Raw genomic sequence first — 17,641 nt, forward strand, 5'->3', positions numbered from 1 at the left:
TTTCCTTCATGATGCCGCAGATCACCCGCGACATGATCGTGATGATCCAGGGTCTCGTCATCCTGTTTGCGGGAGCGCTCGAGTTTCTCTACCGCCCGGCCCTTGTCCGGGTTTTCGCCCGACGACAGATGTTAGCGGAGGCCTGAGCCATGCACACGGTTGATATCATTGTCGGCATGCTCGGCTCCACCATCAGGCTTTCCATTCCGCTGATCTTCACGGCCCTTGCCGGCCTGTTCTCGGAACGCTCGGGGATTTTCGACATCGGCCTCGAGGGCAAGATGCTGGCATCCGCCTTCGCCTCCGCCGTGGTCGCCTATTATACCGGCTCGCCCTGGCTCGGGCTTCTGGGCGGCATCCTCGTCTCCATCCTCTTCAGCCTCGTTCACGGTTATGCGTCGATCACCGCGCGCGGCAACCAGATCGTCTCCGGCGTGGCGCTCAATTTCGTCGCCGCCGGTCTGACCGTCGTGCTCGGCAATGCCTGGTTCCGCCAGGGCGGACGCACGCCGCAGCTTGCGAACACCGCGCGGTTTACCGAGATCGAGTTTCCCGGCGCGGAGGCGGCAAGAGAGATGGGCTTTCTCGGCAAGTTCTATGCCGATGTGATCTCGGGCCAGAACGTCCTTGTCTACCTCGCCTTCATCACCGTGCCGATCGTCTGGTGGGTGATCTACAAGACCCGTTTCGGCCTGAGGTTGCGGGCCGTCGGCGAAAACCCGGGCGCGGTCGACACCGCCGGTATCTCGGTGGTCTGGCTGCGCTACCGCGCCGTCATCATCGCCGGCTTCCTCTGCGGCTTTTCCGGAACATATCTCGCGATCGCCCAGTCGGCCTCCTTCATCAACAACATGTCGGCCGGCAAGGGCTATATTGCGCTGGCGGCGCTGATCTTCGCCAAGTGGAAACCGGTCCCCGTCATGTTCGCCTGCCTGCTGTTCGGCTTCCTCGGCGCGTTTTCGAACTTCATGCAGGGCAAGTCCATGCCGCTGATCGGTGAGGTTCCGGTCCAGTTCTACCAGGCCCTGCCCTATATCCTCACCTGCGTGCTTCTGGCCGGCTTCATCGGCACCGCGCGTCCACCAAAAGCCGGCGGCATTCCCTACACCAAGGAGCGGTGAGACGATGGCAACGGCTGAAAAGCTTTTCGAGAAGGCCCGTGCGGCCAGCGCCAGGGCCTATGCGCCGTATTCGAAATTTCCGGTGGGTGCCGCCCTTCTGACGGATGACGGCCAGGTCTTTGCCGGCGCGAATGTCGAGAACCTGGCCTTTCCCGAGGGCATCTGCGCCGAAGGCGTGGCCATCGGCCACATGGTGATGGGCGGCGCGCTGAAGATAAGGGCGGCAGCCGTCTACGCCCCCCGTCTTGCGCTCTGCCCGCCCTGCGGCGGCTGCCGGCAGAAGCTCGCCGAGTTTTCCGATCCCGACACCAAAATCTATCTCTGCGATGACGGCGGCGTACGCCAAACGGTGACGATGGCCGAATTGCTGCCGCACGCCTTTGCCACCGGTGAAATCGGATGAGCGACGCCGCCCTCCTGCTGCGCGAGGCGCTTGGCGACCTTGAGCCCCGCATCGCAATGGTTCTTGGCTCCGGCCTTGGCGGCCTGACCGATGACTTGTCGGCGAAACAGTCTTTTGCCTTTTCCGAACTGCCCGGCTTTCCCGTCGGCGGCGTCAGCGGCCACGAGGGGTCCGTCGTCATCGGCAAGCTCGCCGGCAAGCCAGTCATCGTGCTGTCGGGCCGGGTGCATTACTATGAACAGGGCGACGCGGCAGCCATGCGCGTTCCGCTCGAGACGCTCGCCGCGCTGGGCATCAAGGAACTGCTGCTGACGAATGCTGCCGGGTCCCTGCGCCAGGACATGCCGCCGGGCTCGGTGATGCTGATCACCGACCATATCAACTATTCCGGCATGAACCCGCTGATCGGCGAGAGATCCGACCGCCGCTTCACCGGCATGAGCCAGGCATATGACCTCGGTCTGGCGGAAGCGATGCGCCGGGCGGCCCGCGATCTGGATATTGAGCTTGCCGAAGGCGTCTATATGTGGTTTTCAGGTCCGAGTTTCGAAACACCGGCGGAAATCCGCATGGCCCGGACACTGGGCGCCGACGCTGTCGGCATGTCCACTGTCCCCGAGGTCATTTTAGCGCGCTTTCTGGGTCTGAAGGTCGCTGCGGCTTCCGTCATCACGAATTTCGGCGCCGGCATGAGCCAGGGGGAACTCGGCCATGAGGAAACCAAGGAAATGGCGCCGATCGGCGGCCGCAAGCTGGCCGCCATTGTCAAACGCCTGATTGGCGAGGGGTAAGGCCATGAAACACCATACAGAGCAGGAAGCCGCTTCGGTTTCGCTTTCGCTCCTGGACCTGACGAACCTTTCCGACGATTGCACCGAGAAGGATATCGAGGCGCTGATCGCGCGCGCCTACACGCCCTACGGCACGCCGGCGGCGATCTGCATCTGGCCGCGCTTTGTGAGCCTCGCCCGGCAGATGCTCGGGACCGACCACATGATCAAGATCGCCACCGTGGTCAATTTCCCCTCGGGCGACATGTCGCTCGGCGCCGTGGAGGAAGAGACCGAACAGGCAATCCGCGACGGCGCGGACGAGATCGACCTCGTCATCCCCTACAACAAGCTGAAGGCCGGCAATGAATGGGCGGCGAGCGAAATGGTTCGCGCCATCCGCTTTCTCTGCCGCGAACCGGTTACGCTCAAGGTGATCCTCGAGACCGGCGAACTGGCCGATGCAGCGCTCATCCGCAAGGCGGCCACGATCGCCATTGCCGAGGGCGCGGACTTCATCAAGACCTCGACCGGCAAGGTCAAGATCAACGCCACACTGGAAGCCGCAGATATCATGCTCGGCGTCATCCGCGAAGCCGGTCGCAAGGTTGGCTTCAAGCCGGCGGGCGGCATCTCCTCGGTGCGCGATGCGCAGCTTTACCTGAGCCTTGCCGAAACGGTGATGGGCGAAGGCTGGGTAATGCCGACAACCTTCCGCTTCGGCGCTTCCGGACTTCTGGACGACATCCAGGGCGTGCTCGCGGGCAAGCAGTCGACTGTCACCGGCAGCGGTTACTAGGGCAGCCGATGCTGGCGCCGGAGACGATCCGCAGAAAACGCGACGGCTTCGCGCTTTCGGCCGCAGAAATTAGGGATTTCGTCCGCGCGCTGTCAGACGAGACGCTTTCCGAAGCGCAGGCCGCAGCCTTCGCCATGGCTGTCTATTTCCAGGGTATGGACGAGGCGGAAACCATCGCACTGACCCTTGCCATGCGCGACAGCGGCGCGGTTCTTTCCTGGCCGGGCATCGATCGTCCGCTGGCCGACAAGCATTCGACCGGCGGGATCGGCGACAATGTCTCGCTGATGCTGGCGCCGATTGCGGCGGCAACCGGCCTTGCCGTGCCGATGATTTCCGGCCGTGGGCTCGGGCCCACAGGCGGCACGCTCGACAAGCTGGAGTCCATTCCCGGCTATGATGTCAGCCCCGACGAGGCAAGCCTGCGCCGCGCGATTGCCGAGGCCGGCTGCGCCATTGTCGGCCAGACCGGCGCGCTGGCACCCGCCGACAAACGGCTTTACGCGATCCGCGACGTCACGGCGACGGTGGAATCCATGCCGCTGATCGTCTCCTCGATCCTGTCGAAGAAGCTTGCAGCCGGGCTCCGGTCGCTGGTGCTCGACGTCAAGGTCGGCAATGGCGCCTTCATGCGGAATACCGCCGATGCCACCGCCCTTGCGCAGCTGCTGGTCAAGGTTGCAAACGGCGCTGGCCTTGCCACGACGGCGCTGGTCACCGACATGAACGAGCCGCTGGCTGACGCAGTCGGCAATGCGGTCGAAATCGAAAACGCGCTTGCCTTCCTGAAGGGTGAAAAGGCGGGCACAAGGCTTGGGAGAGTTGTCCTGGAACTTGCCGCCGAGATGATATGCGGCGCGGGCCTTGCCGAAACGCACGCGGATGCCAAGGCCCTTGCGGACGCGACATTGGCAAGCGGCGAGGCGGTGGAATGCTTCGGACGCATGGTTGCGGCATTGGGCGGACCGGCTGATTTCGTCGAGAAATCCGTGGCCTATCTGCCGAAGGCTCCCCTCATCCGCCCCGTGGCCGCGCCGCGGTCCGGCTACCTGGCCGCAGCGGACGCAAGGGCGCTGGGCATCGGCGTGGTCACGCTTGGCGGCGGACGCATCAGGTCCGACGCGCGCATCGACCATCGCGTTGGCTTTTCCGGGCTCCTTCCGCTCGGCACGTTTGTCGAGGCAGGCGCGCCGCTCGGCCTCGTCCACGCGGCAACTGCCGGCGCATGCGAGGCCGCGATGCAGACGCTGCGCGACGTCTATGCGATCGAGGATGAAGCGCCTGCCGACCGACCGCTCGTCATCGAGCGGATCAGGGCGGCCTGAGCGCGATCAGTGGAGCGTGATTTCGCCCGAAACCTGACGCCATTCATTGGGACCGATCAGCCGCTTGTGGGCATAGCGAACCGAGTGCAGCGGGCCGTCGAGATTTTGCTTCCAGAAATCGAGAAATTTGTGCATTTGCGGAAAATCCGGCGCGAGATCGTAATCCTGCCAGAGATAGGTCTGCAGGAGATTGTCGAAATCCGGGAGACGATAGAGAATATGGGCCGTGGTCAGCCCGTAGCCGGCAAGCTGCATTTCAAGTTCGGAAGCAAATCGCATGTTCCACCTCATTGTCGTTGACAATTGCAAAGGCTGACGTATTTTCGCGAAGGCTTCAATCCGAAAATTTTATTTTCAGATATTTTTCAATGACTTGGCAGCAGTCAACATGGAGTGCTGCCAAGCCTTTTGTCGTTCAGTCCCACTCCGGCGCCCATTCCGGGTCGATCAGTCTCAGGCCTTTGTCGAGAGCTCTCAAACGTTCGATCTCGTCCTGCGATAGCGCGATCTCGGCGGCCGCCAGGTTCGACTTCACCCGTTCCGGCTTGCTGGAAGTCGGGATGACCACATGGCCCTCCGCCATCAGGAATGCGAGCGCGATCTCGCCTTCGGAAACGCCGTGGGCCGCGCCGATCGTCTTCAGCACCGGGTCGCCGGCAATCTTGCCCTGCGCCAGCGGCGAATAGGCGGTAAAGGCAATGCCGTTCCTGTCGCAATAATCGGCGACCAGCCGGTTCTGGTGAAAGACATGGCATTCGACCTGATTGGCTGCGATCTTGCGATCGCCGAGCAGCCCGGCAGCCTTGTCCATCAGCGCGCGGGTGAAATTGGACACGCCGATCCGTTTGGCAAGGCCGGCGTCATGCGCATCGGCCAGCCGGCCGATATAGTCCTCGAATGCCGGCCCGCCCGCGCGACCAGGCCAATGCAACAGCAGAAGATCGATTTCCATGCCGCCGAGCTTTTCAAGGCTTTCCTCGACGCTTCTTCGAAAAGCATCCTCGCCGTAATTGTCGATCCACACCTTGGTCGTTACGAAGATCTCATCCCGACCCACGCCGAAATCTGCCAGCGCGCGCCCCACCTCCGCTTCGTTGCCATAGGCCTGAGCCGTATCGATATGGCGATAACCGGCCTCGAGCGCGGCGAGCACCGTCCGGTAGGCCTCGTCGCCACGCCTTTTCCAGGTCCCGAAACCGATCTGGGGGATACCGTTGATGGCTCTCATGCTTTCGTCTCCAGACTGCTTTTCGTCACTGCGTCTCAGGGGCGGGCGGGCCCGCTTCCGGCGCCGGTCTTCTCGATCGCCGCGGCAATCGCGTCGAGGTCGTCATCGTCGAGTTCCAGGCCTGCGGCGGCAATCCAGCCGTCGATCTGCTCGGGCTTGCGCGCGCCGACAATCGCGCCCGTCAGGCCCGGCCAGGCCAGAACCCATGCAACGGCAACCGCTGCCTGACTGACGCCGTGGCGCTCGGCCACCGGCTTCAGCGCTTCGGCCAGCGCCAGATTGGCCCTCAGCGCCGCACCGTTGAAATTGGAACTGCCGCGCCGCCAGTCATCATCAGGCAAGGATGCGGCGCGTTCTTCCGTGAAACGTCCCGTCAGAAGGCCGGCCTGCATCGGACTGTAGCAGATGACGCCGGTTTCGTTGGCGCGGGCCCAGGGCAGAAGCTCGGCCGCCGTATCGCGGCGAATGGCGGAAAAGGGCGGCTGCAGCGTGTCCACATGGCCGATCGACTCGGCTTCTTCAAGCTGGCTGATGTCGTGGTTGGAAAGGCCGATCGCCCGCACCTTGCCGGCCGCTTTCAGATCGCACATCGCGCCCCAGTAGTCCGCAAGCGGCACGTCGTTCGACGGCCAGTGGATCTGCATCAGGTCGATGACCTCGACGCCGAGCCGTCTCAGAGAAGCTTCCGTCTGCGCTTTCAGGCTTTCCGGATCGCCGATCCGTCTCGGCGTTTCCATCGGATCATCATCGTTCCAGACCATGCCGCATTTTGTGAAGATGAAGGGGCGCTCAGAGGATGCCATGCCGGCAATCGCCCTGCCGACGACTTCTTCCGAATGGCCAAGGCCGTAAACGGAGGCCGTGTCGATCCAGTTGATTCCGGCATCGACCGCCCTGCGAATGGCGGCGACGGAATCGCTGTCGTCCTGCGCGCCCCAGCCTGCCGCCCAGCCCCCGCCGCCGATCGCCCAGGCACCGAAGCCTGTGCGGGTAATCGCCATATCGGTGGTGCCGAGTTGCCGTTTCGGCAGATCGTATGATGCATGTGTCATGAGAAACGCCCCCAAGGAAAACGCGCCCGTGTAACAGGCGCCCTCGCGTCCTCCCGACGGGACTGCCGGGAGCATCAGATAGGTGACCTTGCGCCGCCGCTCCGGCAGAAAGCCGGCGCTATTTCTTCTGGAAAGCCCGCGCCAGAACGAAGGCAAGGCCCGCAACAGCTGTAAGCCCCGAGATCGGCTTTTGCCGCATCATCACAGGAACGACGCCAAGAACGCCTTCGAGCATTTCCTCGGTCGCGTATTTGGCGGCCCGGTAGCGCCGCCGCTCCGCGCGGTTCATCAGCATCGCATAGGCGAGCACGAAGATCGCAAGCGTGAGCGAGGCAATGGCCACGGTCAGCGCCGCGCCGAGCGGACCGAAGACCTCGGCCAGATAGATCGCAAGCGCAACGACGCCGCTCACATAAGCGGACATGAACAGAAAAATCAGGATGACAGCCAGCACGGCGTTGCGCCTTGCCGAACGCGCGACCGCGCTGCCATCAATCGCCATGATGGCAGCTGTCAGGGAGATGAACCGGTCCATGCCTTAACGCCGCGTCAGCAGCGCGGCCAGAAAGCCGAAACCGGCAGCCATCAGGATGGATTGCAGCGGACGGCTGCGGATGTGATCCTCGATATCCTCTTCGATCGACATCGCTTCCTCGCGCGCCCGGTCATAGGCCTCGTGCCCCTTCCTGGTCGCGTCGTCACGGAACTTCTCGGCGCGGGCCCGTGCGTCGGATGCCTTTTCATTGCCAAGCGTGCCGATCAGCTTCGTCAGGCCTGCGATGTCGTCACGCAATTGGTCGATCTGAGCCTGGATGTCGGCCTCGGTTGTCTTGCCAGCCTGGCCGCCGGTGCTTTTGCTTTCTGCCATAGTTGATCTCCCAAATTTGAATTCGGACACTGAACGCTCCAACGCGTCAGCGTCGTTTTTGTTCCGGTCGACCGTCCCCTGCCGGCAAACCCGCAACGGAGGAAATCTGAGGGCCGACGGCGGAAGCTTACGCCCGGCATGCGGCCGGCACAATAGGCATCGAAGCGTGCGTCCCAGCCGCCTGGCCGTCCAAAGCAACTCCGCATCGCGGTTTCCGAAAATCGATTCCGATTTTCAGGCCGATGCGCTAGCCCGCAGCGGCCACCCGGGCCTGATCGTCACCCGACCAGCGCGAAAGGTGATCCCGGATAGCAGCGCGCAACTCATCCATCGTGGCATAAAGGCCGCCATCCAAGGCATGGACGTGAAACTTGACGGCGACAAATCTGAGCCGCCCGTTTTCGGGAACGACAATCCCGACCGGCTGGCCGCCGAACTCAACCATCTGCTTTTTCATGACTACCAACTCCGGCCCGAAGATGACCGGCCAATTTGTTTCAACCCTTGTGTGCGGCCTTAACGGCCCTGTCGCCCGCGCGACAGCATCGGAGCACATCCGGCACGCATCCGGCTTCGTTCATGTTCATTGTTTTCAGCGCCTCGAAAGACATTGAACGCTCCCGCACTCCGAAGGGTTGGACAAGTTTGCGACTGCGTGGGTTTTACCCGGAAACCCGAATCAAAACCAAGCTTATATTTTATTCATATCGCCGAAATTCTTCAAAAACATGTCAAAGAGCCGAGAATGTTGGAAACGAAATTCCCGTCTCGCCGGCTTCCGCCCGGCGGCTTCCTCCTAGATAGAGAGCTGCTGGCGGCAGACAAGAGGGGCGGCCGACAAATTCAGCCGCCCCGCAAAAATACAACCTGTGAATGCACAATCCGGAGGAAAGGACTGCGTTCACCCCATACGCTCGGAGGCGTAGGAACCGGCCGATGGCGGGAAGACAACCGTACGGTTGCCGTTGACGAAAACACGGTGGTGAATATGGGCGTGGATGGCGCGCGCCAGCACCAGCGCCTCGACATCGCGGCCAAGGGCCACATAGTCCTGCGGACTCTGCGCATGGGTGATGCGCACCGTCTCCTGCTCGATGATCGGCCCTTCGTCGAGCTCCGGCGTAACATAGTGCGCCGTCGCCCCGATCAGCTTCACGCCGCGCTGATAGGCCTGCTTGTAGGGGTTTGCGCCCTTGAAACTCGGCAGGAAAGAGTGATGGATGTTGATCACCTGCCCGGCCATCTTGCGGCACAATTCGTCCGAAAGCACCTGCATGTAACGCGCCAGCACGACCAGTTCGGCCTCCGTCTGGTCGATGAGCTCGAAAAGCCGCGCCTCGGCGGCGGGCTTCGTCTCCTTCGTCACCGGAATGTGGTAGAAGGGGATATCGTGATTGACGACGAGCTTCTGATAATCGAGGTGGTTCGACACCACGCCGACAATGTCAATGGGCAGTGCGCCGATGCGCCAGCGATAGAGAAGGTCGTTGAGGCAATGACCGAAGCGCGAGACCATGATCAGCGTCTTCAGCCGGTATTCGCCGTCATGAAAACTATAATCCATGTCAAAGGGGGCGGCGATCCCGGCAAACCCTTCCCTCAACGCATCAAGCCCGGTTCCGGTTTCGGAAATAAAGCTGATCCTGATGAAGAAGCGCCCCGTCTCCAGATCATCGAACTGGGAGCTGTCGATGATATTGCAGCCCTCCGCCGCCAGATAACCGGAAATCGCCGCGACAATGCCGCGCGTTGAAGGGCATGTTACCGTGAGCACGAAGTCTTTCATTGTGATTTCCCGTTTACTGAGCGCAGGCCGTCGCTTGTCCGGACAGCCGACCGGTCATAAAGGTTGGCGGGTGCGCTTTCAACCGCCCGATGGATCATCAGACTACGTCGAAAGGTCCGCTGCTGTAGCATCCACGACTCAAAGATGCGGATTGCCGCCAATCGCGCCTCTTCGTTTGTTTTCATCCGCCCGCCGGCAGACTATTGTTTCGGCGAAAAAGGGGCGGCTTGACTTCAGCGACCCCAGACGCGCTATAGTTCAGCGACAGCTGTCATGACGGGGCCGACCCGCCCGAAGGCGGAAGGGATGATTGGAGTATCAGTATATGCGTCGCTTGAGGGAATCCGCGCCATGCCGGTCTTCTGCCACCGACCTGACGAGGCGGGTTTCAACCGTCGCCGTCGCGGCCACGGCGCTGTCCCTCGCGCTGTCATCCACGGCGCTTGCCGCACAGAACTGTGAAATGACGCTGCACGGCATCAATGTCGCCGGCGCCGAGTTCGGCAAGCCCGGCGATCCTTACGGCCAGGGCTACATCTACCCCTCGAAGGAAACGATCGATTCACTGGCCGAGGACAAGTTCAACGCCATCCGGCTTCCCTTCCTCTGGGAACGGCTCCAGCCTTCGCTGAACGGCGTGTTCGACGCCACGGAATTGTCGCGCATGCAGGCGACGATCTCAGCCGCGCGCGACAACAACATGGTCGTCATCCTCGACCCGCACAATTACGCGCGCTATCGCGGTCAGGTGATCGGCAGCCCGGACGTGCCGGTCGAAGCCTTTGCCGATTTCTGGAAGCGTCTCTCGGCCGTCTTCGCCAATGACGATGACATCATCTTCGGCCTGATGAACGAGCCGCACGACATCGAAGCGCCGGAATGGCTGACCGCCGCCAACGCGGCGATCGCGGCGATCCGCAATATCGGCGCTGGCAACCTGATTTTCGTCCCGGGCACCGCCTGGACCGGCGCCCACAGCTGGGAGCAGACCTTCTACGGCCCGTCGAACGCCTCGGTGATGACCGGCGTTGTCGACCCCCAGGACAATTTCGCCTTCGAAGTGCATCAGTATGCCGATGCCGACTATTCGGGCAAGGCCGATGACTGCAGCCATATCGACGGCGCCGTCGATGCCGTCCGGAGCTTCACCGGCTGGCTGAACACCAACAATTATCAGGGTTTCCTGGGCGAATTCGGCACGACCGACCAGATCGAGTGCCTGCGCGGCCTGAAGCAGATCGTGGACATCATCCAGAACGATCAGAAAGCCTGGATTGGCTGGGCCTATTGGGCGAGCGGCGACTGGTGGCCGAAAAACGCTCCGATGATCATCCAGCCGGACCTGAGAAACGGCGGCAGCGCGCAACTGCGCACGCTGCAGCCCATGCTCGCCGACAACGACCTGACCCGCCACGCCTGCAACGGCGACGGCAACTGAGCGTCACCCGGCAACGGGCGCCCAGAGCACGTCCTCGATCCGGCGCGCGCCGGTTGCAAGCATGACAAGCCGGTCGAAGCCGAGCGCGATGCCGCTTGCCGCCGGCATATGCCCAAGGGCTGCCAGAAAATCCTCGTCGATCGGATAGGTCTCGCCGTAGATGCGCTCTTTTTCCGCCATATCGGCTTCGAACCGGCGACGTTGTTCACCGGCATCCGTCAGCTCGCCGAAACCGTTGGCAAGCTCGACGCCGCAGACATAGAGCTCGAAGCGTTCGCTGACGCGCGGATCGTCCTCGCTCTTTCGCGCAAGAGCGGCCTCGGGCGCGGGATAGGCATCGAGAAGCGTCGGGCGGCCATGGCCGAGCCTGGGTTCGATTTTCTCGACAAGCACGCGCGAAAAAAGATCCGACCAGCTGTCGTCATTGCCGTATCGAAACCCCTTCTCTCTCATTTGCCCGGAAAGGCCGTCGCGGTCGGTCGAGCCGTCAGCCGCGATCGTGGCGAGTAGATCGATCCCGGCAAAACGCGCGAAGGCCTCGGCCACGCTCAACCGCTCGAGGGCGGAAAAGGGATCGCAATTCCCGTCCCGCCAGGCAAAACGCCCGGTTCCGGCGGCCCGCGCCGCAAGCGCCAGCAGGGCGGAGCAATCGGCAAACAGCTTCTCATAGGGTTCGCGCGCGCGATACCATTCCACCATGGTGAATTCCGGATGGTGCAGCGGCCCTCGCTCGCGATTGCGATAGACACGGGAAAAGGCGACCAGACGTTCCTCGCCCGCCGCCAGCAGTTTCTTGGCGGTAAATTCCGGCGAGGTGTGCAGGTACATCGCCTTCGCCGCGCCGTCATTGCCGATCATGTCCGTTGAAAACCCATGAAGATGGGTCTCGTTTCCGGGCGAGACCTGTAGCGCCGGAAGATCGGCCTCGATAAACGCCTCATCCGCAAACCAGGCGCGCATCGCCGCCATGATCCGGTTGCGGGCCAGAAGCGCCGGCCGCCGGTCACGGTGCCTGTCGGACAGCCACCAGGGCGATGACGGGGCAGCGGCGTTTTCGTCCGGCATTTTTCCTGAAGCCTTTCCTTCCCGTTCGTTGCAATCCGGCGTTTGGCACTGGAATTCAAAGCGGATTTGCGTTAGTCCCGCTCTCACGAATTGAATGGGAATGCGCGGTCTATAGATAGTCCCGGCCGCCAAAGCAAGGAAGTCTCATGGTCAAGGTCATTGCCTCATCGCTGCGCAAGGGCAATGTCGTCGATGTCGACGGCAAGCTCTATGTCGTTCTTACCGCCCAGAATTTTCACCCCGGCAAGGGCACGCCCGTGACCCAGGTGGACATGCGCCGCATCGCCGACGGCACAAAGGTTTCGGAACGCTGGAAGACGACCGAGCAGGTGGAGAGGGCCTTCGTCGAGGACACCGACCACACCTTCCTCTACAATGACGCCGAAGGGTTCCACTTCATGAACCCTGAAACTTACGACCAGCTCACCATGAGCCCGGACGATGTCGGCGATGCCGCCAACTACCTGTCGGAAGGTATGACGGTGATCCTGTCGATCCATGAGGGCGTTGCCATTGCGCTGGAACTGCCGCGCCATGTCACGCTGGAGATCACCGAGACAGAACCGGTGGTCAAGGGCCAGACGGCGTCTTCCTCCTACAAGCCTGCCATGCTGTCAAACGGCGTGCGCACCATGGTGCCGCCGCATATCGATGCCGGCACCCGCGTGGTGATCCTCACCGAGGACGGCTCCTATGTGGAGCGCGCCAAGGACTGATGTCCCCTTGTTGCCGATATGAGAAAGGCGGGCTGCTGAGCCCGCCTTTTTTTTGCGTTTGCTACGCGATGCCGCCAAGGCAGATATATTTCAGCTCTGTATAGTCATCGAGACCGTATTTGGAGCCTTCCCGGCCGAGGCCGGACTGTTTGACGCCGCCGAAGGGCGCGACCTCGGTGGAGATGAGGCCCGTATTGACGCCGACAATGCCGTATTCCAGCGCTTCGGCAACCCGGAAGATCTTCGCCACGTCAGAGGAGAAGAAATAGGAGGCGAGGCCGAATTCGGTGTCATTCGCCATGCTGATCACATCCTCCTCGGTCTCGAACCGGAACAGCGGCGCGACCGGGCCGAAGGTTTCCTCGCGCGCGCATTTCATCTCGGGCGTGACGCCGGTCAGAACCGTCGGCTGGAAGAACAGCCCGCCCTTTTCGTGACGCCCGCCGCCGAGCGTGATTTCGGCCCCCTTGGAGACGGCGTCCTGAATGTGGTCCTGCACCTTCTCGACGGCGTTCTCGTCGATCATCGGGCCGATATCCATGCCTTCGGCCATGCCGTCTCCGACCTTCAGGCCCGCCACCCGTTTGGCCAGCTTTTCGGCGAAGGCGTCATAGACGCCGGACTGCACGTAAAGACGATTGGCGCATACGCAGGTCTGCCCGGCATTGCGGTATTTGGAGGCAATCGCGCCCTCGACGGCGGCATCGAGATCGGCGTCGTCGAACACCATGAAGGGGGCGTTGCCGCCGAGTTCCAGCCCGAGCTTCTTGATCTGGTCGGCGCCCTGGCGCATCAGGATGCGGCCCACCTCGGTTGAGCCGGTGAAGGTTACCTTGCGCACGCGGTCATCCTCGCTGAAGGCCTTGCCGACCATCGAGGAACTGGTCGCCGTGACCACCGAAAACAATCCCGCCGGCAGCCCGGCCTGTTCTGCCAGATAAGCCATGGCAAGTGCGGAGAGCGGCGTCAGCTGCGCCGGCTTGGAGATGATCGAGCAGCCGGCGGCGAGAGCCGGGGCCATCTTGCGCGCGAGCATGGCATTGGGGAAATTCCAGGGGGTGATCGCTCCCACGACGCCGACGGGCTGACGGATGACCATGATGCGCTTGTCGGCCTGATGGCCCGGAATGATATCGCCATAGGCGCGCTTGGCCTCCTCGCCGAACCACTCGACATAGGCCGCGCCGTAAAGGATCTCGCCGCGCGCCTCGGCGAAGGGCTTGCCCATCTCGATGGTGAGGATCGTTGCGAGATCATCGGCATTGGCGACCATCAGGTCGTAGAGCTTGCGAAGAACAGCCGCGCGTTCCTTGCCGGTCTTCTTCGCCCAGCTCTTCTGCGCCTCGTGGGCGGCAGCGATCGCCGTGTCGACATCTTCCCTGCCGCAATCCGGCAGGGTCGCGATCACCTCGCCGGTCGCCGGATTGGTAACGTCGAATGTCTTGCCGCCGGTTGCGGCCTCCGCCCATTCGCCGGCAATGAAAGCGCCGGAACGCGCCAGCGTCTTGTCCTTGAGGCGGTTTGTGAGCAGTTCCGATATGGGCATGGATGGTCTCCCTGTTTTCTCTTTCCACAACGCCGAACCCGGCGGTCATTGTTCCGTTCCCGCGTGCGGCCGCGCAACTGGCCGATCAAAGGCCTCGCCGAAAGGCCTTCGGCAGCGCACGTCACCGGGCATGTCTTGGCCCCAGGGCGTCCCGGCCCGGTTTCTGGCGAAACAGGAGGCTTGCGCCTCGCCCGCCAAGCGGCTGCGCGCCTTCCCGCCATACGCCAGACGACTTTCATATAATTATATATAATGGAATATTGTATCAATATAGTAAATTCGCAAAATCCACCGATTTGCGATGCGCGCGATTCTCCGCTAGATGACTCCTGTTTCAACAGCCGCGGTCCCGGCCCCTTGCCGCCCGCGCCGGCGACACCCGTCAGGACAAACCATGCAGACCATTTTCGTGCAGTTCAAATGCCATCCCGGCCAGGCCTATGACGTAGCGGACGTTGTCGTGCGCACGCTTGAGGAAACCTCGGAAATCTATTCGACCTCCGGCCATTACGACCTCCTGGCAAAGTTCTACCTGCCGGCCGAGGCCGACATCGGCCACTTCGTCACCAGCCAGTTGCAGACGATCGAGGGCGTGAAAGACACCTTCACCCTCGTCACCTTCAAGGCTTTCGGCTGACGGCCGGCGGCGTCTGGCGCCTTGCCAGGAAAAGCGGATACAGGTTCTTCGTCCGGAAACGCGCAAAAACAAAGAGATAGAGCACTTCCGCGTACCGGAGAAAGACGAAAGCCCATCAGAAACGCGGCGCCTCAAGCCCTGCCGCACGATAGGCGGCAATCACCGTATTGGCCATGAGCATGGTGATCGTCATCGGCCCGACGCCGCCGGGAACCGGCGTGATCGCGCCTGCAACCTTCTCGCAGGCCGCGAAATCAACGTCGCCGAGAAGCCGGGTCTTGCCCTCGCCGCGCTCCGGCGCAGGAACACGGGTGATACCCACATCAATGACTGTCGCCCCGGGCTTTACCCACTCGGCCCTGACCATTTCGGCACGCCCCGTCGCAGCCACGAGAATATCGGCGCTGCGGCACACGGAAGGAAGATCGGCGGTGCGCGAATGGGCCATGGTGACCGTGGCGTTGGCCTGCAGCAGGAGCCGGCCCATGGGCTTTCCAAACAGGTTGGAGCGGCCGATGACGACGGCGTTGAGGCCTGAGAGGTCATCGCCGTGGATCGAACGGACAAGGATCATCGCGCCGGCCGGCGTGCAGGAAATCAGCCCGGTTTTCAGGTCGCCCACGGCTAGCTTGCCGGCATTGACGATCGAAAGCCCGTCGACGTCCTTTTCCGGGCGAATCATCTGAGTCACCGGAAACTCGTCGAGATGGCCGGGCAGCGGAAGCTGCACGAGGATGCCGTGGATTGACGGATCGGCATTGAGTTCGCCAACGACCTTTTCGAGTTCCGCCTGGCTGGTATCGGCATCAAGCGTGACCTGCACCGAATGAAAACCGCATTCCTTGGCCCGCTTGCCCTTGGCCGCCACATAGGTATGGCTTGCCGCATCATCGCCGACAATGACGACAGCAAGCCCCGGCACGACGCCGCTGGCGCGCTTCAGTTCGGCCGTGGCCGTCTTGACCGTCTCGATCACCCCTGCGGCAATCGCCTTGCCGTCAATGCGTTCTGCCATTTGTTCACTCCCGGAAAGTCAATGCCAACGCCCTCGTCTGGGCTCCGAAAACAAAAACGGCAAGCGCCGCAGCGCTTGCCGGTATACTTCATCAAAAGGCAGGAGTGCCCTCAGTTGAGCCGCGTCTTGACCGAGTCGACGGACTTCGAAAACAGCTTCGACTGAACCGCGGGAGTGGCCTTCTTTTCAAGGACGATGCGCGCCGCTTCCACGGCCACGTCCACGGCCGCGCCACGAACGGCCTCGATGGCGTCGTGCTCGGCCTGACGAATTTTCTGCTCGGAAAAGGCGGTGCGGCGCTCGACATATTCTTCCGTCTTGCGGCGCGCCTCTTCCTTGATCGCCTGGGCCTCGCGTTCGGCCGCGGCAACGATATCCTTGGCTTCCTCTTCTGCCTCGCGGCGCTTGCGCTGATAGTCGGCCAGCACGTGCTGGGCCTCCTCGCGCAGACGCTTGGCTTCCGCCAGTTCATCGCGAATCTCGTCCGCGCGCGAATCAAGCGAGCGAAGCATGATGCCGGGAACCTTGAAATAGGCCACGACGATGAAGAACAGGATCAGGCCGACAAAGGCATAAAATGTCGCGTCAAGTGCCATGATCAGCCCTCCTTGGCCGTAGATACGGCCGCTTCGACATCGCCCTTGGCAACGCGCCCGCCGATAAGATGGGTCACGATCTGGGCGGCGGTGTCCTCGGCAATGGTGCCGACCTCGGCCAGCGCTTCGGAGCGAACCTTTTCGATCCGGGCATTGGCTTCGGAAAGCTTCTTACCAAGCTGGCTCTCGAGCTCGGCCCGCTCGGCTTCGGCCTCGGCACGGGCCTTTTCGGCGGCGGCCGCCGAAATCGCACGCGCTTCGTCGCGCGCCCGGGCCAGTTCCTTCTCATAAGCGGCAATCGCGGCATCGGCCTCGTTGCGCAGCCTTTCGGCTTCGTCGAGGTCCTGGGCGATCCGGTCATGCCGGTCTTCCAGGATGGAGCCGACGCGCGGAACGATCACCCTCTTCATCACCAGATAGAAGATGCCGAACGTGATGGCCAGCCACAGGATCTGCGACGGAAAGGTCACAAAATCAAATGGCGGGAACACCTGTTCCTCGTGATGCTCGAGTTCGGCCAGCGTCGTCTCGGTATGCGCATCCGCGCCTTCCGATGTCTGCGCCAGAGCCGGTGTCACAATCATGCTCGCCTCCAGAGGTCTTCGATAACGATGTCACGGCGTTATAAGCAAACGCCGTGACCAAAACGTCAGACCGTTTAAACTTAAACGGCGAAGAGCAGGAGAAGAGCGACGAGCAGCGAGAAGATGCCGAGCGCTTCGGTCACGGCAAAGCCGAAGACCAGGCGGCCGAACTGGCTGTCGGCTGCAGAGGGGTTACGCAGGGCGCCGGTGAGGTAGTCACCGAAGATACGGCCCAGGCCCATGGAGGTTGCACCCATGCCGAGGCATGCAATACCGGCACCAATGAACTTTGCTGCTTCCGCTTCCATAAAAGAACTCCTTCGAAAGAATGGGTTATTGCGGCTTAATAGCGATGCCGGTCCGCGCTGTCCAGCCGAACCGACAGTGTTTATTCCCTAGTGTTCGCCTGCGTTGACGGCGTCGTTGAGATACATGCAGGTCAGGACTGCAAACACATAGGCCTGCAGGAAGGCCACCAGGAATTCCAGCGCCGTCAGAGCGACGGTCATGGCCAGGGGCAGGATCGCGCCCCCGGTTCCGATCGTGCCGATCGCGCTCAACGAGACGACGAAGCCGGCAAAAACCTTGAGCGTGATGTGACCGGCCAGCATATTGGCGAAAAGACGAACCGACAGGCTGATGGGACGCGAGAGAAACGAAACGATCTCGATCAGCGTCACCAGCGGCAGCAG

Annotated in this window: 22 protein-coding genes and 1 pseudogene; 9 read left to right on the forward strand and 14 right to left on the reverse strand. The window is 62.1% G+C overall.

The window, feature by feature from the left end; translation table 11 throughout:
• From AC5DC2_RS06420 to deoA, 6 genes and pseudogenes are all read left to right on the forward strand, one after another.
• Positions 1 to 146, forward strand: a pseudogene (locus tag AC5DC2_RS06420) (ABC transporter permease); the annotation flags it as partial.
• 3 nt (positions 147 to 149) lie between these two features.
• On the forward strand, positions 150 to 1,121 hold the full coding sequence (locus tag AC5DC2_RS06425) for an ABC transporter permease (protein WP_024706047.1): 972 nt from the start codon (positions 150 to 152) through the stop codon (positions 1,119 to 1,121).
• Positions 1,122 to 1,125: 4 nt separating this feature from the next.
• The gene (gene cdd, locus AC5DC2_RS06430; RefSeq protein WP_024706046.1) at positions 1,126 to 1,524 is read left to right on the forward strand and encodes a cytidine deaminase; all 399 of its coding nucleotides are present in this window, start codon (positions 1,126 to 1,128) and stop codon (positions 1,522 to 1,524) included.
• Positions 1,521 to 2,315: a purine-nucleoside phosphorylase gene (locus AC5DC2_RS06435; protein ID WP_491697909.1), complete on the forward strand. Its 795-nt coding sequence runs from the start codon at positions 1,521 to 1,523 to the stop codon at positions 2,313 to 2,315. The genes cdd and AC5DC2_RS06435 overlap by 4 nt, the downstream gene beginning before the upstream one ends.
• A gap of 4 nt (positions 2,316 to 2,319) precedes the next feature.
• The gene (gene deoC, locus AC5DC2_RS06440) at positions 2,320 to 3,093 is read left to right on the forward strand and encodes a deoxyribose-phosphate aldolase (protein ID WP_491697910.1); all 774 of its coding nucleotides are present in this window, start codon (positions 2,320 to 2,322) and stop codon (positions 3,091 to 3,093) included.
• Between the two features lie 8 nt (positions 3,094 to 3,101).
• A complete protein-coding gene (gene deoA, locus AC5DC2_RS06445; RefSeq protein WP_491697911.1) occupies positions 3,102 to 4,418 on the forward strand; it encodes a thymidine phosphorylase in 1,317 nt (438 codons plus the stop codon).
• 6 nt (positions 4,419 to 4,424) lie between these two features.
• On the opposite strand, the gene AC5DC2_RS06450 is transcribed toward deoA, so the two are convergent.
• The 7 genes from AC5DC2_RS06450 to purU all read right to left on the reverse strand — a co-directional run bounded on the left by AC5DC2_RS06450 (position 4,425) and on the right by purU (position 9,352).
• Positions 4,425 to 4,697, reverse strand: coding sequence for an usg protein (locus AC5DC2_RS06450; protein ID WP_024706042.1), 273 nt, complete (start codon positions 4,695 to 4,697; stop codon positions 4,425 to 4,427).
• Between the two features lie 136 nt (positions 4,698 to 4,833).
• Positions 4,834 to 5,646 carry an aldo/keto reductase gene (locus AC5DC2_RS06455; protein WP_491697912.1) on the reverse strand — a complete coding sequence of 271 codons (813 nt, stop codon included), beginning with the start codon at positions 5,644 to 5,646 and terminating at the stop codon, positions 4,834 to 4,836.
• A gap of 35 nt (positions 5,647 to 5,681) precedes the next feature.
• A complete protein-coding gene (locus tag AC5DC2_RS06460) occupies positions 5,682 to 6,698 on the reverse strand; it encodes an aldo/keto reductase (protein WP_491697913.1) in 1,017 nt (338 codons plus the stop codon).
• 118 nt (positions 6,699 to 6,816) lie between these two features.
• The gene (locus AC5DC2_RS06465) at positions 6,817 to 7,233 is read right to left on the reverse strand and encodes a hypothetical protein (RefSeq protein WP_491697914.1); all 417 of its coding nucleotides are present in this window, start codon (positions 7,231 to 7,233) and stop codon (positions 6,817 to 6,819) included.
• 3 nt (positions 7,234 to 7,236) lie between these two features.
• Positions 7,237 to 7,566 carry an ElaB/YgaM/YqjD family protein gene (locus AC5DC2_RS06470; RefSeq protein WP_024706038.1) on the reverse strand — a complete coding sequence of 110 codons (330 nt, stop codon included), beginning with the start codon at positions 7,564 to 7,566 and terminating at the stop codon, positions 7,237 to 7,239.
• A gap of 247 nt (positions 7,567 to 7,813) precedes the next feature.
• Entirely contained in the window at positions 7,814 to 8,023 is a 210-nt protein-coding gene (locus tag AC5DC2_RS06475) for a hypothetical protein (protein WP_200336800.1), read from the reverse strand.
• A gap of 444 nt (positions 8,024 to 8,467) precedes the next feature.
• Positions 8,468 to 9,352: a formyltetrahydrofolate deformylase gene (purU, locus tag AC5DC2_RS06480; RefSeq protein WP_491697915.1), complete on the reverse strand. Its 885-nt coding sequence runs from the start codon at positions 9,350 to 9,352 to the stop codon at positions 8,468 to 8,470.
• A gap of 325 nt (positions 9,353 to 9,677) precedes the next feature.
• Here purU and AC5DC2_RS06485 point away from each other — a divergent pair, with 325 nt between their 5' ends.
• Positions 9,678 to 10,790: a glycoside hydrolase family 5 protein gene (locus AC5DC2_RS06485; protein ID WP_491697916.1), complete on the forward strand. Its 1,113-nt coding sequence runs from the start codon at positions 9,678 to 9,680 to the stop codon at positions 10,788 to 10,790.
• Positions 10,791 to 10,793: 3 nt separating this feature from the next.
• On the opposite strand, the gene epmA is transcribed toward AC5DC2_RS06485, so the two are convergent.
• On the reverse strand, positions 10,794 to 11,855 hold the full coding sequence (gene epmA / locus AC5DC2_RS06490) for an EF-P lysine aminoacylase EpmA (protein ID WP_024706034.1): 1,062 nt from the start codon (positions 11,853 to 11,855) through the stop codon (positions 10,794 to 10,796).
• Between the two features lie 146 nt (positions 11,856 to 12,001).
• On the opposite strand from epmA, the gene efp reads away from it, so the two are divergent.
• The gene (gene efp / locus AC5DC2_RS06495; protein WP_024706033.1) at positions 12,002 to 12,571 is read left to right on the forward strand and encodes an elongation factor P; all 570 of its coding nucleotides are present in this window, start codon (positions 12,002 to 12,004) and stop codon (positions 12,569 to 12,571) included.
• A gap of 61 nt (positions 12,572 to 12,632) precedes the next feature.
• Here efp and AC5DC2_RS06500 read toward each other — a convergent pair whose 3' ends face one another.
• On the reverse strand, positions 12,633 to 14,117 hold the full coding sequence (locus AC5DC2_RS06500; protein WP_491697917.1) for an NAD-dependent succinate-semialdehyde dehydrogenase: 1,485 nt from the start codon (positions 14,115 to 14,117) through the stop codon (positions 12,633 to 12,635).
• A 394-nt stretch (positions 14,118 to 14,511) separates the two neighbouring features.
• On the opposite strand from AC5DC2_RS06500, the gene AC5DC2_RS06505 reads away from it, so the two are divergent.
• Complete coding sequence (locus AC5DC2_RS06505) at positions 14,512 to 14,754, forward strand: Lrp/AsnC family transcriptional regulator (RefSeq protein ID WP_200336795.1); 243 nt, start codon at positions 14,512 to 14,514, stop codon at positions 14,752 to 14,754.
• A gap of 115 nt (positions 14,755 to 14,869) precedes the next feature.
• On the opposite strand, the gene AC5DC2_RS06510 is transcribed toward AC5DC2_RS06505, so the two are convergent.
• The 5 genes from AC5DC2_RS06510 to AC5DC2_RS06530 form a co-directional block, all read right to left on the reverse strand.
• Positions 14,870 to 15,769 (reverse strand): bifunctional methylenetetrahydrofolate dehydrogenase/methenyltetrahydrofolate cyclohydrolase, encoded by a 900-nt coding sequence (locus AC5DC2_RS06510; RefSeq protein ID WP_491697918.1) that lies wholly within the window; start codon positions 15,767 to 15,769, stop codon positions 14,870 to 14,872.
• A gap of 110 nt (positions 15,770 to 15,879) precedes the next feature.
• A complete protein-coding gene (locus tag AC5DC2_RS06515; protein WP_024706029.1) occupies positions 15,880 to 16,365 on the reverse strand; it encodes a F0F1 ATP synthase subunit B in 486 nt (161 codons plus the stop codon).
• A 2-nt stretch (positions 16,366 to 16,367) separates the two neighbouring features.
• On the reverse strand, positions 16,368 to 16,949 hold the full coding sequence (locus AC5DC2_RS06520; protein WP_491697919.1) for a F0F1 ATP synthase subunit B: 582 nt from the start codon (positions 16,947 to 16,949) through the stop codon (positions 16,368 to 16,370).
• An 80-nt stretch (positions 16,950 to 17,029) separates the two neighbouring features.
• Positions 17,030 to 17,257 (reverse strand): F0F1 ATP synthase subunit C, encoded by a 228-nt coding sequence (locus tag AC5DC2_RS06525; protein WP_018063478.1) that lies wholly within the window; start codon positions 17,255 to 17,257, stop codon positions 17,030 to 17,032.
• An 87-nt stretch (positions 17,258 to 17,344) separates the two neighbouring features.
• The coding region (locus tag AC5DC2_RS06530) for a F0F1 ATP synthase subunit A (RefSeq protein WP_491697920.1) at positions 17,345 to 17,641 on the reverse strand (297 nt) is incomplete at its 5' end.

It is taken from the genome of Martelella sp. (assembly GCF_984369615.1).